This window comes from Flectobacillus longus, assembly GCF_030056705.1.
Classification (GTDB): Bacteria; Bacteroidota; Bacteroidia; order Cytophagales; family Spirosomataceae; genus Flectobacillus; species Flectobacillus longus.
Genome location: NZ_JASHIC010000012.1, coordinates 138,686 through 156,123, shown reverse-complemented (window position 1 = coordinate 156,123; position 17,438 = coordinate 138,686). Strand labels below are relative to the sequence as shown.

Sequence of the window (17,438 nt, the reverse complement as noted above, 5' to 3'; positions counted from 1 at the left end):
AGGACTTAGGAAAAGGCGGTCATACAGTAACTAGAGAGAAAATAATTGAGCGATATAGTCGATGTATGAACTTGTTGTACGAAGCTATTAAAATTTAGGATGAAGCATATTTATTTGATAACTCAGGCGACGGAGAAAAAGCTGCTTATTTTGCTAAAGTTTTAAATGGGAGAGATTTTATTTTTAGTGATGAATGTGAAGAATATCCTAATTGGGTTGATACATACATAACTGTAAAAAGTAATTAAGAAAAATATGGTTTGTAATCTTACGTCAAAAAGGAAGCTCTCTCAAGGAGCTTCTTTTTTTGCCCCAAGGTTTTGAAATATAGATCTTTATCCAACTTACTACTCAGCATTCTTAGTAATCACCGTCCATAAGTATTTTCACTTAAAATAAATAATTTTAGCCAAATAGATACATTTGGTCTAAAATCGCTATAGTTTGAACTCATGGCGTTATGAGTTATTGGATTATTTTGTGGTAATTTGTTGTGTGATTCAGAGGAATACCCAAATCTTATTTGGTTTTTTCTTTAAATTGCCATTGGTTCTTAGTTTTCGAAGAAAATTATCCTGATTTATATTTTGAAAATAGACTAAATCATGCGTTTTTCTACCTAAGACCCACCGATTATTCTCTATTTGTTACATATTATTTTTTACAATAAAGTTTATGAGTAATTCAGCAAGTACCTTGTTCGACAAAGTGTGGGATGCACACGTTGTTCGCAAAATTGAAGATGGTCCAGACGTATTTTTGATTGACCGCCACTTCATTCACGAAGTAACTAGCCCAGTGGCATTTTTGGGTCTTGAAACGAGAGGCATTAGCGTGCTTTATCCAGAAAGAACCTTCGCAACTGCTGACCATAACACGCCAACAATTAACCAACACTTACCTGTAGAAGATCCACTTTCTGCTAATCAGTTGAAAGCTTTGGAAACAAATACAGCAAAGTATGGTATCTCTCACTGGGGCTTGGGTGACCCTAAAAACGGTATTGTACACGTAGTAGGACCAGAAAATGGTATTACTCTACCGGGTATGACTATCGTTTGTGGTGACTCTCACACTTCTACGCACGGTGCATTTGGTGCTATTGCCTTTGGTATTGGTACTTCTGAAGTTGAGATGGTACTTTCTTCGCAATGTATCATGCAACCTAAGCCAAAGAAAATGCGTATTACCATCAATGGTGCATTGGGTAAAGGTGTTACACCAAAAGACGTTGCTTTATTTATTATCTCACAAATTACGGCATCGGGTGCTACCGGGTACTTTGTAGAATATGCTGGTGAGGTATTCGAAAATATGTCAATGGAAGGTCGTATGACTGTATGTAACCTTTCTATCGAAATGGGTGCGCGTGGTGGTATGATTGCTCCAGACCAAACGACTTTCAACTACTTAGAAGGTCGTGAATTGGCACCAAAAGGCGAAGCTTGGGAAAATGCTTTGGCTTATTGGAAAACTTTGAAGACTGACGAAGGTGCTACATTCGATTATGAATTGACTTACGATGCTTCACAGATCGAACCTCAAATTACTTATGGTACAAACCCAGGCTTGGGTACAGGTATCACGCAAAAAATCCCTACAGCATCAGCTGTGAAAGATGGCGAAGCGTCTTACAAGAAGTCTTTGAACTATATGGGATTTGCTGAAAATGAGGAAATTATTGGTAAACAAGTTGACTACGTATTCTTAGGAAGCTGTACAAACGGTCGTATTGAAGACTTCCGTGCATTTGCTTCAATCGTAAAAGGACGTAAGAAAGCTGATAATATTACTGCATGGTTGGTACCAGGCTCTCATATTGTAGAAGCCCAAATCAAAGAAGAAGGTATCTTAGACATATTGACAGAGGCAGGATTCTTGTTGCGTCAGCCAGGATGTTCAGCATGCTTGGCAATGAACGACGACAAAATCCCAGCTGGTAAATATGCAGTAAGTACATCAAACCGTAACTTCGAAGGTCGTCAAGGCCCAGGTTCACGCACACTATTGGCTTCCCCATTAGTAGCCGCAGCCGCAGCAGTTACAGGTGTTGTTACCGACCCTAGAGAGCTATTGTAATTATAGCTTTAAGCTCTAGGCTTTAGGCAATAAGCATTTTAGTTTACACCTTCACTTTAATATTATGAGAGACTTTAGAAAATACGATGTTTGGCAGTTAGCCCATGGTTTAGTTTTAGAAATTTATAGCGTAACCAAAACTTTTCCAAGAGAGGAATCTTTTGGATTAACAGGACAAATACGACGAGCAGTACTTTCTATTCCTACTAATATTTGTGAAGGGTGCGGGCGAGATACTGATGCAGATTTTAGACGATTTCTTCAAATTGCACAGGGATCCTCTCATGAGGTTGAGTACCTTATTCAACTTTCTAAAGACTTAATGTATATCAGTCCTGATTATGCTGATGAGCTTGCACAAAAAATAAATGTAATAAAGAAAAAGTTATTCCATTTAAGTCGAAAATTAGTATAAATATTTAATGCTTTGGTATTTGTTTTAAATAATAGCCTATGGCCTATTGCTTAAAGCCCAAAGCCAATCAGAAATGGCTTACGATAAATTTCAAATATTAACTTCAACAGCAATTCCGTTGCCATTGGAAAATGTGGATACGGATCAAATTATCCCTGCTCGCTTCTTGAAAGCGACAAAACGTGAAGGATTCGGAGATAACCTTTTCCGTGACTGGCGTTATAATGGTGACGACTCTCTGAAACAAGATTTCGTACTAAACAACCCAACTTACTCAGGTAAAATTTTGGTTGGTGGTCGTAACTTTGGTAGTGGTTCTAGCCGTGAACACGCTGCTTGGGCTATTTATGACTACGGTTTTCGTTGTGTAGTTTCGAGCTTCTTTGCAGATATTTTCAAAGGTAATGCCTTGAATATCGGTATTCTTCCTGTACAAGTTAGCCCAGAATTTTTGGACAAAATCTTCCAAGCTATCGAAGCAGATCCTAAAGCAGAATTAGTTGTTGACCTTCCAGCTCAAACAATCTCTATTGCTGCAACTGGTGAAAGCGAAAGCTTTGCTATCAACGGATACAAGAAACATAATATGTTGAACGGTTTTGATGACATTGATTATTTGCAAGCAATGAAAGAAGAAATCAAAACATTCGCAGAGAAGAGTTTGTACTAAGAGATGCTGTAGGCTGTAGGCTGTAAGCTCTAAGGGTTTATGTATTTACCCTGAGTTTATAGCTTACAGCCTATTGCCTATGGCAAAATATGAGACATATCGAAATTATGGACACCACTCTCCGTGACGGAGAACAAACCAGTGGTGTATCTTTTTCCGCTTCTGAAAAACTAACAATCGCTCAACTACTTTTACAAGAAGTTAAAGTTGATAGAATCGAGATTGCTTCTGCAAGAGTATCCGAAGGTGAATTTCAAGCTGTAAAAAAAGTTACAGAATGGGCTTCCGAAAATGGATTTATCGATAAAGTAGAAGTATTGACATTCGTCGATGGCGAAACATCAGTGAATTGGATGCTAGAAGCGGGAGCCAAGGTAATGAATTTACTTACCAAAGGTTCCCTTAACCACCTAACCCACCAACTCAAAAAAACACCTGAGCAACATTTTGCTGATATTGCAAAGGTTATCGAACTCGCTGGTTCAAAAGGTATTGCTTGTAATGTTTATCTCGAAGATTGGAGTAATGGTATGCGTAACTCTCAGAACTACGTCTTACAATACCTTGATTTCTTGACAAAACAACCCATCAAAAGAGTCCTTTTGCCAGATACTTTAGGGGTCCTAACTCCAAGAGAAACTTTCGAGTATATCGATTTGTTGGTGAAACGCTATTCAACTACGCATTTTGACTTTCATGCACACAACGACTACGATTTGAGTATCGCCAATGTGATGGAAGCTATCAAAGCGGGTGCTCATGGCTTGCATTTGACTGTCAATGGAATGGGCGAACGTGCTGGAAATGCACCTTTGTCGAGTGCCATTGCGGTAATTAATGACTTTATGAAGGAAGAGGCTACAACTTCTGTCAACGAAAGTTCATTATATACAATTAGTAAATTAGTCGAAACTTTCTCTGGATTCCGTATTCCTGTCAACAAGCCTATTACAGGTGAAAACGTGTTTACACAAACTGCGGGTATTCATGCCGACGGTGATAACAAGAAGAATCTTTATTTCAATGACTTGATGCCAGAGCGTTTTGGTCGTGAGCGTAAATATGCTTTGGGCAAAACGTCAGGTAAGGCAAATATTGAGAAAAATTTGCAAGAGTTAGGTATCAAATTAGCGGATGCCGATCTCAAGCTGATTACTCAACGTATTATCGAATTAGGTGATAGAAAAGAAGTGGTAACGCGTGAAGATTTACCATATATTATCTCTGACGTACTCGATAGCAATACCATTGAAGAAAAAGTTGTCGTCGTGAATTATGTTTTGACACATTCTAAAAACCTCAAACCTTCTGCTACTGTACAAGTACAAGTGGGTGAGAGAATTTATGAGGAAAGTGCTCAAGGTGACGGGCAATATGATGCGTTCATGAATGCTTTGAAGAAAATCTACTGTGTTAAGGGGATTTCATTGCCTAATCTAACCGACTATGCAGTACGTATTCCTCCTGGTGGTAAAACCGACGCCCTTTGCGAAACCATTATTACTTGGGATCATAAAGGTAAAGACTTTAAAACCAGAGGACTAGATTCAGACCAGACTGTGTCCGCCATCAAAGCTACACAGAAGATGTTGAATATTATTTAGTTAGGAGAGAGGGTTTAGGCAAAGAGGCATTAGGTTATTAGCAGTATCAAACTCAAGGTTCTACAATTAAAATTATGGGATTTATAAAAAGCTACAGAGACTTAAAAGTCTGGCAAAAAGGGGTTGATCTAGTTACATTATGTTACTCTTATACTTCTTTTTTTCCTAAAGAAGAACAGTATGGGTTGACTAACCAGATGCGTCGATGTGCGGTATCAATTCCAAGTAATATCGCTGAAGGTTATGGTCGATCTTCATCTGCTGATTATAAAAGGTTTTTACACATGGCTTTAGGGTCATTGTATGAACTACAAACCCAAATAGAAATTGCAAAAAGGTTAAACTATCTGACAGAAAATGCTTTTTTTGAGATAGATAGCATGAGTACAGAGTTAGATAAAATGTTGTATTCTCTTATAAAAAAAATAAATTGAAAGGATTTGTTTAGGTTAGACTTTTTGCCTAATGCCTAACAACTCCTTTCCTTAGAAATAAAATGAAAAAGCATATCTTAGTCGTTCCCGGTGATGGCATCGGACAAGAAGTTACCGCTGTAGGTAAAAAAGTTTTAGAGAAAATCGCTGAGAAATTCGGTCATGATTTTACTTATGACGAAGCACTTATCGGTCACGTGGCTATCGAAGCTACTGGTGAACCTCTTCCTGCGGAGACTTTGGAGAAAATGCGTGCTTCGGATGCTATCCTTTTTGGTGCTGTAGGACACATCAAGTATGATAACGATCCACATGCAAAAGTTCGTCCAGAGCAAGGATTATTGAAAATGCGTAAAGAGTTAGGTTTATACGCTAACTTACGCCCTATCAAATTGTTTGATGAGTTATTAGAAGCATCAAGTATCAAGCCTGAAATCTTAAAAGGAGCAGATATTTTGTTCTTCCGTGAATTAACAGGTGACGTATATTTCGGAAAAAGAGAGCGTATCGAAGACGGAAATACGGCTTATGATACCATGATTTATAGCAAATACGAAGTAGAACGTATTGCTCGTAAAGCATTTGATGCAGCCATGACTCGTGGTAAAAAATTAATGTCAGTTGACAAAGCAAACGTATTAGAATCTAGCCGTTTGTGGAGAGAAACTGTACAAGCAATTGCACCAGAATATCCAGAGGTAGAAGTAACACACCAGTTTGTGGATTCATGTGCGATGATGTTAATCAAAGATCCAAAGCAGTTTGACGTAGTAGTAACAGGTAACTTGTTTGGTGACATTTTGACTGACGAAGCTTCTCAAATCGCAGGTTCTATGGGTATGTTGGCATCTGCTTCGGTAGGTGACAGTACAGGTGTTTATGAACCAATCCACGGTTCTGCACACGATATTGCTGGTAAAGGTATTGCTAACCCAATGGCTTCTGTATTGTCAGCAGCTTTGTTGTTGGATATTTCTTTCGGCTTGAAAGAAGAAGCAAATGTAATCATCAATGCTGTAGACCAAGTATTGAAAGCTGGTTTCCGTACAGGTGACATCGCTACAAAAGATACTCCTAAAGATATGATTTTAGGAACAGATGCAATTGGCGAAGAGATTTTGAATAGAATCTAATTCCTATTCATTAACATCTTTTATATTAAGGGGCTGAGGATTCAGCCCCTTTTTTATTTGAAAACAAGATAGATAACTAAAAATCCCAGTAGCTTTGTATTTTAATAATTTAAGGCTATGTCTTTTCGCTCTCAAATACATATATTGTTTTTACTTATAATTGGCCCAAAACAGCTTTCTGCTCAATTAGATACACTTCATACACATAGACTTCGTAATCTAATTATAACTGAATCTGTAGCTTATACAGGAGCAATTGCAGGGTTAAGTTCGGCTTGGTATGGAGAAAAAGCGCAGGGTTTTCGCTTTTTTGATGATAATTCTGAATGGCTTCAGATTGATAAATTAGGGCATTTTTATACCAATTATCATTTGACTAGAGTTAATGCACAAGCCTTCAGGTGGGCGGGCTTATCTCCACAAAAGGCAGCATTATGGGCAGGTATTTCTAGTTTAACTTTCATGACAACCATCGAAATACTTGATGGTACTCAGCCTGATTATGGATTTTCATGGGGCGATATGACTGCTAATATTCTTGGTCCGAGTCTTTATGTTGGGCAGCAATATTTGTGGGGAGAAACCCGAATACAACCCAAATGGTCATTTCATAATACAAGTCTTGCTAGTCAAAATCCTAAACTTTTGGGTAAATCAATGAGTGAACAATGGCTCAAAGATTACAATGGGCAAACGTATTGGTTTTCTGGAAATATCAGTAGTTTTTTGCCGAAACAAAACAAGTTTCCCAAATGGCTCAATCTGGCTGTAGGTTATGGGATTCAAGATATGGTCAATGCAGAAGTGACTAATAGTCAGCAAAATGGGTTTTTTCCATACCGTCAATACTATTTGGCTTTAGATTTTAATTTAAGCCATATCAAAACAAAATCTAAATTTTTAAAAGGTCTTTTATTTCTTGTAGACCAAATCAAAATTCCAGCTCCAACGCTTGAATTTAACACTAAAAAAGGAGTGATTTTTCATCCTATTTATTTTTAAAATGAACCAACATCCTCGAAATAGGATTTAAGAGAAAATAACATTTCGTTATTCAAATTGTCTGTAATATTGTAAAAAAATAGATAGCAGCGCTGTCATTCAACCAACGAAAACAATTTTAAAATGAATATAGGAGATAGAGTTCGTCTTGTACACGGACGTGAAGAAGGAATTGTAACAAAAATTTTACCCAATAATATCATAGAAGTGGAGATTGAAGACGGTTTTCGTATCCCAGTAAAAAGGAACGAAGCTGTTGTGATTTCGGAATTAGAGCAAAAGGTATTCAAAGCGCCAGTTGCTTCTACACCGACTTTCGAGCCTCAACGTTCGATTTATGACCGTGTTGGGCCAACTACTTCTGACGTTTTGTCAAACAAAGGTGTTTATATGGCCTTTGTCCCTGTCAATGACCGTGAACTTTCTCAGTATATTATCAACAATACTGATTGGGATTTGCCGTTTATGCTTTCGGTAGGTACAGATCCTCACCATAAAGGCTTGGCTTCAGGGATATTGAAACCCAAAACACAACAAAAGGTACAGCATGTATTAGTACCAGAATTCGAAAATTGGGGAACATTTACTTTCCAAGCGTTTTATTATCGCCCTGCTTTTATGCAGTTGAAACAACCTTTGATAAAGTCGATTAAGTTTAGAATTAATACATTTTTCAAGAATAAACAAAAAGCACCAATTCTTAATCAAGAGGCACATTTGTTTCAATTAGATATTGAAGACTCTGTAAATCCAGTAAAAGTTGAACCAGAAAAGATTGTTGAGAAAATGTTCGAGAAGTCATCATCTACGCCTGCGCTTGTGATACCACCCAAGCCCTCAAAAGTAGTAGATTTGCATATCGAAGAGTTGTCGGATGACTATCTATTTATGTCAAATAGACAAATGTTAGAATTGCAACTAAGTACTTTCGAAAAGCAATTTGAAGCTGCGATAGCAAACGGTATGGACGAAATTATTTTTATTCATGGCGTAGGAAATGGCGTTTTGAGAAATGAATTACACAAAAAACTTTCTGGACACAAAAACGTCAAATATTTTGAAGATTCACAAAAAGAGAAGTTTGGTTATGGTGCAACCAAAGTGAAAATCAAATAAGAATTAAAAACATTTTTCATTTAACCCTAATTTCACAATGAAAAAATTGATTGCTGCCTTTGCTTTAGGAATCCTAATTTTACAAGGCTGCGCAAGTTCAAATAATACAGGTGCTAGTACCGCAAACCCAACTGCACCAACGGAATCTTATAATGTAAAAGGGAAACAAGTGGAACGCTATTTATCTACCTTAGGAATACCTTTCGAGATTACAATGGCAGATGTATCTCGTCAGATTAATACCAATGTGAAAGATTTGGTATTTGAGGACAATAGCATGGACGACAACAATTATGATAATTTCATGTGTAAGGTCTGGAAGCGTGAAGATATTACTGTAACTGCCCAAAACGAAACCTTTAATTTTACGGTACCACTCAAAGTTTGGGTAAAAGTAGGATACAAGGTGATGGGAATGCAACTGCCAGCACAAGAGTTACAGTTTGATTTTAATGTAAAATTTGGTTCAAAATTTTCTATCAATCCTAATTGGGAAGCCAATGTGCAGAGTTTTCCTATGGGCTATGATTGGATCAAAAAGCCAACTATTAGAATAGCTGGGTACGACATCAATGTTACATCTTTGGTCGAAAAAGCATTAACGTCTAAACAAGGAACTATCCTAAAAGCTTTGGATGATGCTGTGCGAAAAAATGTGGATATTAAAAAGTACGTAGTACAAGCTTGGAATACTTCTATGCAACCCTATTTACTTTCAGATAAATATCGTACATGGTTGAAAATCAATCCTGTAGAATTGCAAATGACTCCGCTAGTTACTACAGGAAATAGTATCAAATCAACCATTGCGATTAAGGCTTATACTGAAACTGTTACTGGAACAAAACCAACAGTGCAACCTGTAACCTCAGTTCCAGACTTGAAGGTTGTACAACAAATTCCTGAAGATTTCCAAGTGGGAATCATTGCCGAAATTCCATTTAGTGAAGCAGCAAGACTTACCGCTGACACCTTGGTTGGACAAAATTTTTCATTTAAGGAAGGTAAATATAATGTAGGTGTAACTGCCTTGGACATTTATGGAAGCAATGAAAAAGTAGTTATCAAAGCAGGGCTAAAGGGTAGTGTAAATGGCAATATTTATTATAAAGGTATTCCAACCTACAGTCCCGAAACAAAGTCTGTTTACTTAGATCATTTTGACTATGATTTAGAAACGAAGAATCTTTTGCACCGAACAGCTAGTTGGATTTTTCAAGGAAAGTTTACTTCGGTAATGAAAAATGCGATGACGTTTCAAATTGGTGGTCAAGTGGACGATATGAAGAAGCAGATTCAGGCAAATTTGAATAAACAAGTAAGCAAGGGAATTAGCTTGAATGGAAATATCACAGACTTGAATCCAGACAAAGTGTATTTGACACCTAATTCGATTGTAGCAGTAATTTTTGCTAAAGGCAAACTAAACCTGAAAGTTGACGGATTATAGTATTTAGTACGACAAAACGCTTACGGATTTAAGCTTTTTGCAAACAATCCATAAATTTCGCTACCTTTGTGGCGAAGTAAGTCGTCTTATCGCCTCTGCTTTATGTAGGGGAGGAAAGTCTGGACAACAAAGAGCATCATGCTTCCTAACGGGAAGGCACGGATTTGGCGACGAAAACGTGACAGCTAGTGCCACAGAAAATTACCGCCTGCAAGGGTAAGGGTGAAAAGGTAGAGTAAGAGCCTACCGCTCGTTTGGTGACAAGCGAGGCAGAGGTAAACCTCATGAGTTGAAAGACCAAATAGGCTGGCGAGAAAAACCTTCGGGTTTGGAAAAAGGGCTGCTCGCCCGATGTCAGTGGGTAGGTTGATAGAGCGTATCGGTGACGATTCGTCGAGATAAATGATAAGACAGCGCAAAATTGGACATTTTGCGACTGACAGAATCCGGCTTATAGATTTACTTTAGGTCTTATTGCTACTCGGAGCTTGCTTCGAGTAGCTTTTTTACTACGTTTTTGGCAAAAAAGGACTTTGTTGAGGATAATTTTTTTTTGTTGAGATTATCTTATATAATTTTGAATACTTTTTTGAGATTTTTACTAAAGAACCTTGCTAACTGCGTAATTTTGATTATCTTTGCACTCCAATTTACAAATACCATAACCGAAGGACGGGTTCCTTCACTAAAAAGTAAATAAAAAATGGCTGTTAAAATTAGATTAGCACGTCGCGGACGTAAAAAATTAGCGATCTTCGATATCGTAGTAGCAGATGCTAGAGCTCCTCGTGATGGTCGTTTCATCGAAAAAATCGGTACATACAATCCAAACACTAACCCTGCAAGTATCAATCTTAATGATGATAAAGCTTTGCAATGGGTGTTGAATGGTGCTCAGCCGACTGATACTGCTCGTGCGATTTTGTCATACAAAGGCGTATTGTTGAAAAAACATTTGCAAGTGGGTGTTAACAAAGGCGCTATTTCTCAAGAAACAGCTGATACTAAATTCAATGAGTGGAAGAATGTTAAAGATTCTAAAATCTCTGGAAAAGCTGATTCATTACTTTCTAAGAAAGAAGCTGAGAAAGCTGCTCGTTTAGCTGATGAAGCTAAAGTTAATGCTGCTCGTGCTGAAGCTATTGCAAAGAAAAATGCTGTAGTTGAAGAAGCTCCTGCAACTGAAGAAGCATCTCAAGAAGTTGCTGAAGAATCTGCAGAGTAATTCTCAAAAGACATTACCTATATTAAATGATACAAATCTATTATTTTTCTAGATTTGTATCATTTTTTTGTTTATACTGATTATAAAGCTAACGATAAACTTAAAGTTTGCACGAGTTAGCCCTACTATAAAATACGACAATGACTAAAGAAGATTGTTTTGAATTAGGTAAAATTACCAAAACTCACGGAGTAAAAGGAGAAGTTATTTTGTGGCTAGACGTTGACTTTCCCGAAGATTATGAGGAAATGGATAGCGTATTTCTTGAAGTAAGAGGTGAATTAGTACCTTTCTTTATGGATTCCTACCAATTGAGAGGTAATCGTGCTATCGTAAAATTTGAAGATTGTGATACTTTCGAAAAAGCTGAAGAGTTGTTGAACCTTCAAGCATTTTTGCCATTAGAGATATTGCCAGAACTTGAAGGCGAGCAATTCTATTATCATGAAGTAATCGGGTTTCAGGTAATTGACGAAAAACTCGGTCCTCTTGGTTTGGTGCAGACAGTTTATGCTATGCAAGCACAAGATTTGTTAGTAATGTCTTATCAAAACAAAGAAGTGCTAATTCCTGTAGACCCAGAAATTGTTTTAGGCGCTGATAAAGAAGCACAAACATTACAAGTAAATCTTCCAGAAGGCTTGTTGGATGTGTATTTGAATGACTAACCCAAACTCTTACTAATCATGCGTATTGATATTATTTCGGTTGTACCCAAGTTAATGGAAAGCTTTTTTGCTCATTCTATTATCAAAAGAGGTGCTGAGGCTGGGCACGTAGAAGTGGTATTACACGACCTACGAGATTATTCATTAAGTAAGCATCGTCAAGTAGATGATTATGCTTTTGGGGGTGGAGCAGGTATGGTGTTAAGTATCGAGCCAATTGCAAGATGTATTCGTCATTTACAAAGCCAAAGAACTTACGATGAGGTAATTTATATGACACCCGATGGCGAACCCTTTAATCAGCGTATTGCCAATACACTTTCGTTAAAAGGTAATATGATTTTCCTGTGCGGACATTATAAAGGTGTTGATCAACGTGTGAGAGATTTGTTTGTAACTAAGGAGATTTCTATTGGTGATTTTGTGCTTTCGGGAGGTGAATTAGCAGCAGCAGTTTGTGCTGATGCCATTATTCGCTTGATTCCTGGAGTATTGAATGATGAAACTTCGGCACTTACAGATTCATTTCAAGACAATTTATTAGCTCCTCCAGTATATACTCGACCAGCAGAATTTGAAGGCCATCAGATTCCAGAAATATTATTGTCGGGTCATGAAGCAAAAATTATTGAATGGCGTTTTGAACAAGCCATTGAGAGAACCAAACAGCGTCGCCCTGATTTATTGGATGATTCGGTTTTTTAATTACCCCAAAAAGTTTAGCACGACTATTGCTATAAATATAACGTCATTGTTACTTAAAAGTAATAAAATTGACTTCCAATCTCCAATCGTGCGTAATTATACCTATCTGTATAGCTTCTTGTTAATGTCAATTAGATAAATATTAACAAGAAGCATGTTTTTTTGATTCTAGCTTTAGGATATGGAGTAGTAATAAGTGTATTTAGACGTATAAATTAGAGATATATGTCATATTCTACCAATAATTCTGCATGTAGCATGATTTTTCTATGATAGTTTAAAAAACATAAAGAAGAGTGTATCTAGAAATTTTATAGGTAATTATTTTTATTTCATAGTTATTTAGTATATTGCATCGTAAATAATAGCAATTAGTGAGAGAGTCAGCATTTTTATGAGCTCTGTCACTGTTTTATCAAGGAATATAATTTTTTTATATAAAGTACTAAAAATAAACAAAGTAAGGATTATAATTCAGAAAGCTCGATGCTCGTAGTGTCGGGCTTTTTTGTTTGTATTTATTAGGTTTTGCTCAAAAAATACCCTGTTCCTAAAATGATATATATCATTAAATAAAATCGATAAAAGTTTCTTTTGTGAATATACTCTGGGTTGTTGGGATAGATATTACCGAATAATCCCTTTAGCTCTTTTAAAAAGTAAGGTTTAATATTGATACTCCAATGATTGTCTTGGTAAACTATTTTTCTGAATTGACTTCTATAGATACTCATGGGTAAACTCCATGCAAGCCAGACCCAAAACAAAATGGTATTTATCATTATTAGCTCCTGTTTAACAGATATACGATTGTTTATGTATTTTGGATTTCTTATAAATAAAAAAAGGTAGAATTTTCTACCTTTTTTTATTTAGCTCATTTGAAGAAGTTTTAAAGTGCTTATTATGACTAGTTTAGACTAAAATTAAGCTGGTATAATTTCTTTTTCTTCTTTTTATCTTCTGTTGTGCTAATACTCAATGAAACAATATCTTGGTCGGTAGAAGCACTATAACTTAAATCAGTTGATGGCTGTTCAAGCCAACTTCTTGTTAAAATCTGGAATTGTTTTACTAATTGTTGAAACTGACTTTTTACTTCGTCTTCATTTTCCGACTCCCAGAGAACGGATTTATAACTAGCATTCATACCTTCGTTCTCTAGAACTACTATCCCAGATTTGCCCGGAATCAGCTCGGCTTTTGTATTATATTTATCTTGACCTGTAGCTTTATCCATTGCTTTTTCTTTACGAGCCACTTTAATTTTCTCTTCTAAAATATCTTTAAATTTTACTTTCTTTGAAGTTAACAAAGCTTTAAAGTTTTTAGAAAGTGTTGCATCTACCTTTGATTCTAGAGCGTTGGGAGCATAGATTGTTTTTCGAATCGAATAACGTCCTACCTGACCAGCGTCCATCGAAGTAGCTAGTAACGTATATGTGCCTGTTGTAGGAGCAGTAAAATGAAATTTATTGAAGCTATTTCCACTAAAAGGATTAGCATCATAACTAAATTCAGTATTGACTGACTTGTTGGGGCTTTTGAGTCCTAACATAACTCTAAAATCACTTGATTGGTGTTCGATAATCATTTCTTCACCAGCATGTAACGTAATTTTGTAAGAGTCATAGTATTGCTTTTGCCCATTTTTATTCGAAGACAAATCCTTCGAAATAAGGCTCGCCGTGATATAATCTTCCGATTGAGATTGACTTGGCTTCAGCGGGTTTACATTTAATAAATTGGTTGAGTCTACAGCAACAGTGGTTTTGGAATTGCCTTTTTTAGGAGTTTTCTTTTTCTGAGCGAATGTGGTTACAGATAGTAGCAAAATACTACCAATAAATAGTACTTTTTTCATTTTTAAAGTTTTAAAGTTTTTCCAATTTGCAAATAGTGACTTTCTTGACAAAGAAACAAGCAAAAAGTTTTTGATTTTGTAAAGGGTTTCAGATTACAACTACAAGAATGTTTATTCAAAAATCTTTGATTATAAAGATTTATCTTTCTCTTAAACCAACGTTGTATAGACTTTTCTATTATTGAAAATTTTGTAAACGGTAAAAAGCAAAAGCCTCGCGATTAGAACGAGGCTTTTGCTTTTTAAATGTCATTGAGAAGTTTTAGGAATACTCCGTTGGTCCAACCAAAACCATCTTGATTGGGGTATTCGCCACCACCACCAAGTAATGTAGTATTTACGACATTGTACTTTTCAGTCATTTTACCTGTTTGCGTATATACTTTTTGATTGGTACGAAGCCAAGCTTCTCGAATTTTTGATGCTAAAGCATCGTACCTATACACTCTAAGACCTTTGTAGGCAATCCACTGAAGTGGAGCCCAACCATTTGGCGAATCCCATTGCTGTCCAGTGAGTAAAGTTGTTGTTACAAGTCCACCATCTTTTAAAAACTTTATTTCCAAACTAGATGCCATGACTGAAGCTTGGTCTTGAGTAGCTATTCTAAAGAAAAGTGGAAAAGCACTTGCCAAAGATTCTACCTGTGTTTGTGTTTGTTGATAGAAATTGTAATCAAAAAAGAGTTGTTTTTCTTGGTTCCAGCATAATTCCAAAATGGCATTTCTACGATTTTGAGCTCGAATACTATATTTTTCTTGTTGCTCTAAATCACCTAATTTTTGATAAGTTTGTTCAAGAACTATTTCAATATGATAAAGCAAACAATTTAAGTCAATAGGAATGATTTGAGTTGTAATGATTTGTTCCAAATGCTTTCCATCAGCTAGCCATCTGCTACTAAAATCCCAACCAGACTCGGCGGCAGCACGGAGATCTCGGTACACTTCCGAAGATTTTCTAAAAGAGGCATGTGCTATTTCGATATCCTCTTTGTAAGCTTCTGGTCGTGGAGTGTCCAAATCATCATAATAACGATTCAAAATCGCTCCTTTAGGTCCTCTTACGACACGGCGGTGTGCCTGCCACTCATTTGTCAAAGAGTCAAACCCTTCCATCCAGAAATTATATTCCTTTTCTATAGAAGACAAATACTTTAAGTACAAATCGTCATGAGAGTCTTCTTGTAGTAGCTCTACCATTAAGGTGAAAAAAGGTGGTTGTGAGCGACTTATATAGTAGGCCCGATTACCATTCGGAATATGCCCTAAAGTTTTGATGAGAAATGAAAAATTATCTACCATATTTTCTATCAAATCAAAACGACCGCTTACAGAAAGTCCTAACATGGTAAAATATGAATCCCAGTAGTATATCTCTTGAAAACGTCCACCAGGAACGATATAAGGGTAAGGTAAAGGAATTAAAGACCCTCCCACTTGGTCGGGTTGTCGTGTAAGAACCGACCAAAGCCCATCTATGTGTTGTTCGATAGGCTTTTCGGAATCACTAGTGTACTCAGTTGCTTTTTGAGGGGTTAGGAAAAAATTATGCTCAATAAATTGTTTTAAATCAAATTGTAACGATAGTTTGTGGTCTCGGTATGCTTCTAAAATTTGATCTTTATTGAACCGAGGAATACAATCATTAAAAGTTTTGGAATCAGGAAAAATCCCACTTAATTGCACGTCTTCGAATAACTCTTCGAACGCACTTAACTCTAGATACTCTGCGTGCGTATTCATTTTAAAGGTATTGTTTATAAAAAATGGTTAATGTCCACCGCTACTTTTACCAAAATCAATGGGTGAACTTTGATAGCGTGCTTGTATTCGTTTGAAGAAAAATAGTAATGTAATCAGTATTCCCATTGGAATAAGTGAAAAGTAAAAGGCTGTCTGACCTCCAAAGGCCTCGAAGATATGTCCAGTAATAAAAGAACCAGTTGTACCGCCAAGTGCCGAGAAAATTACAATAAGGCCAGACATAAGCCCGTGTTGTTTTTGTGGTAAGGTACTTAGAATAATAGAATTGATAGCAGGATAGATAGGTGCTATTAAAAAACCAATCAGTGGAAAAACAAATGCCACTAAAGGCGCATTTCCCCAACCTGTGATAGCTTCATTTCCTAAGTTTTGTGCAAGAGGCAATGCTAAAATCACGAGGCTACCTGCTGCTATGATACAAATAGTTAAAACCAATAACCAAGGAAATTTTCTTAATAAAATCCCTGCTAAAAAACGTCCCAATGCTGCCGAAGCTGTAAGAATACTCGCCATCTGAACACTTAGGGTCGCTGGCAAATGAAGTACTTTATTGTTAAATGTTGGTAGCCAACTCATGATACTCTGTTCGATAAGTACATAGATAAATGCACTAGCAACAAACACTAATACCACAGGTACAATTGCCAATCGAAACATTTCGCCAAAAGAACTTGCCTCGTTTTGAGAACCACTGCTTGTTGCTTCGGAAACCGTGGTTGTATATAATAGCAAAAAAGCAATAATGGCTAAGCCTGCTAACCAATAATAGACTTGTGTCCATGAGCTTAACTCAGGATTGGTATCATCTATAAAAAGGCTAAAAATGAAGTTGCCAAGTAAAATTCCAATCATGAAAAAAGATTCGATGAAGTTCATAAAACTGATATGTTCTCCCTCATCTTTTGTCACCAAACCAATAGTGGCATATACCGAAACCTTAATTAAGGCGAATGAAATACCTACAGTGGCAAATAATAATTTTGTCATCCAAAAAGTATTCATCAGTGGCATCGCAATACTTGCTCCTGCAACTAATGCTAAAGCCAATAACATAGCCTTTTTGTAACCCAATTGACCAATAAAAGAGGCCATTACAAATGACATAATTGCGATACTCAAATCCTTGAAAGCTTCTAAAATACCAGCAGAGGATTCGGAAATTTGATAGGTAGATTGTACCTGCAAAATTACCGTACCCACACTGTTGAGTAGCATCGCAAATAAGAAGTAGTTAATAAACAGAGAGAGTTTGAGTCGCCAGTGAGCCATTAGTCGTTTTGATTGAGAAATAAAAGCGGACTGTGAAT

At 36.6% G+C, this 17,438-nt stretch carries 15 protein-coding genes and 1 other RNA gene; 13 read left to right on the top strand and 3 right to left on the bottom strand.

Annotated elements, in window-relative coordinates:
- The first annotated feature begins 675 nt into the window (after window positions 1-675).
- The 13 genes from leuC (at window position 676) to trmD (ending at window position 12,501) form a co-directional block, all read left to right on the top strand.
- Window positions 676-2,079: a 3-isopropylmalate dehydratase large subunit gene (gene leuC, locus QM491_RS10485; protein WP_283327444.1), complete on the top strand. Its 1,404-nt coding sequence runs from the start codon at window positions 676-678 to the stop codon at window positions 2,077-2,079.
- A 64-nt stretch (window positions 2,080-2,143) separates the two neighbouring features.
- On the top strand, window positions 2,144-2,494 hold the full coding sequence (locus QM491_RS10480) for a four helix bundle protein (protein ID WP_283327443.1): 351 nt from the start codon (window positions 2,144-2,146) through the stop codon (window positions 2,492-2,494).
- A gap of 73 nt (window positions 2,495-2,567) precedes the next feature.
- The gene (gene leuD / locus QM491_RS10475) at window positions 2,568-3,164 is read left to right on the top strand and encodes a 3-isopropylmalate dehydratase small subunit (RefSeq protein ID WP_283327442.1); all 597 of its coding nucleotides are present in this window, start codon (window positions 2,568-2,570) and stop codon (window positions 3,162-3,164) included.
- A gap of 89 nt (window positions 3,165-3,253) precedes the next feature.
- Window positions 3,254-4,768, top strand: coding sequence for a hydroxymethylglutaryl-CoA lyase-like TIM-barrel protein (locus QM491_RS10470; RefSeq protein ID WP_283327441.1), 1,515 nt, complete (start codon window positions 3,254-3,256; stop codon window positions 4,766-4,768).
- A 74-nt stretch (window positions 4,769-4,842) separates the two neighbouring features.
- Entirely contained in the window at window positions 4,843-5,202 is a 360-nt protein-coding gene (locus QM491_RS10465; RefSeq protein ID WP_283327440.1) for a four helix bundle protein, read from the top strand.
- 62 nt (window positions 5,203-5,264) lie between these two features.
- The gene (gene leuB / locus QM491_RS10460) at window positions 5,265-6,335 is read left to right on the top strand and encodes a 3-isopropylmalate dehydrogenase (protein WP_283327439.1); all 1,071 of its coding nucleotides are present in this window, start codon (window positions 5,265-5,267) and stop codon (window positions 6,333-6,335) included.
- A 117-nt stretch (window positions 6,336-6,452) separates the two neighbouring features.
- Entirely contained in the window at window positions 6,453-7,337 is an 885-nt protein-coding gene (locus tag QM491_RS10455; protein ID WP_283327438.1) for a DUF2279 domain-containing protein, read from the top strand.
- A 123-nt stretch (window positions 7,338-7,460) separates the two neighbouring features.
- Window positions 7,461-8,453 carry a Smr/MutS family protein gene (locus QM491_RS10450; RefSeq protein WP_283327437.1) on the top strand — a complete coding sequence of 331 codons (993 nt, stop codon included), beginning with the start codon at window positions 7,461-7,463 and terminating at the stop codon, window positions 8,451-8,453.
- A gap of 37 nt (window positions 8,454-8,490) precedes the next feature.
- Window positions 8,491-9,903, top strand: a complete 1,413-nt coding sequence (locus QM491_RS10445; protein ID WP_283327436.1) for a DUF4403 family protein — start codon at window positions 8,491-8,493, stop codon at window positions 9,901-9,903.
- A 73-nt stretch (window positions 9,904-9,976) separates the two neighbouring features.
- Window positions 9,977-10,373, top strand: an RNA gene (gene rnpB / locus QM491_RS10440) — RNase P RNA component class A.
- A gap of 233 nt (window positions 10,374-10,606) precedes the next feature.
- On the top strand, window positions 10,607-11,128 hold the full coding sequence (locus QM491_RS10435) for a 30S ribosomal protein S16 (protein ID WP_283327435.1): 522 nt from the start codon (window positions 10,607-10,609) through the stop codon (window positions 11,126-11,128).
- Window positions 11,129-11,268: 140 nt separating this feature from the next.
- Complete coding sequence (gene rimM / locus QM491_RS10430; RefSeq protein WP_283327434.1) at window positions 11,269-11,796, top strand: ribosome maturation factor RimM; 528 nt, start codon at window positions 11,269-11,271, stop codon at window positions 11,794-11,796.
- 18 nt (window positions 11,797-11,814) lie between these two features.
- On the top strand, window positions 11,815-12,501 hold the full coding sequence (gene trmD, locus QM491_RS10425) for a tRNA (guanosine(37)-N1)-methyltransferase TrmD (RefSeq protein WP_283327433.1): 687 nt from the start codon (window positions 11,815-11,817) through the stop codon (window positions 12,499-12,501).
- A 910-nt stretch (window positions 12,502-13,411) separates the two neighbouring features.
- Here the strand turns inward: trmD and QM491_RS10420 are convergent.
- The 3 genes from QM491_RS10420 to QM491_RS10410 form a co-directional block, all read right to left on the bottom strand.
- The gene (locus tag QM491_RS10420) at window positions 13,412-14,365 is read right to left on the bottom strand and encodes a hypothetical protein (protein ID WP_283327432.1); all 954 of its coding nucleotides are present in this window, start codon (window positions 14,363-14,365) and stop codon (window positions 13,412-13,414) included.
- Window positions 14,366-14,607: 242 nt separating this feature from the next.
- Window positions 14,608-16,110 (bottom strand): alpha,alpha-trehalase TreF, encoded by a 1,503-nt coding sequence (gene treF / locus QM491_RS10415; protein ID WP_283327431.1) that lies wholly within the window; start codon window positions 16,108-16,110, stop codon window positions 14,608-14,610.
- Window positions 16,111-16,137: 27 nt separating this feature from the next.
- On the bottom strand, window positions 16,138-17,400 hold the full coding sequence (locus QM491_RS10410) for an MFS transporter (RefSeq protein ID WP_283327430.1): 1,263 nt from the start codon (window positions 17,398-17,400) through the stop codon (window positions 16,138-16,140).
- Window positions 17,401-17,438: the final 38 nt, after the last annotated feature.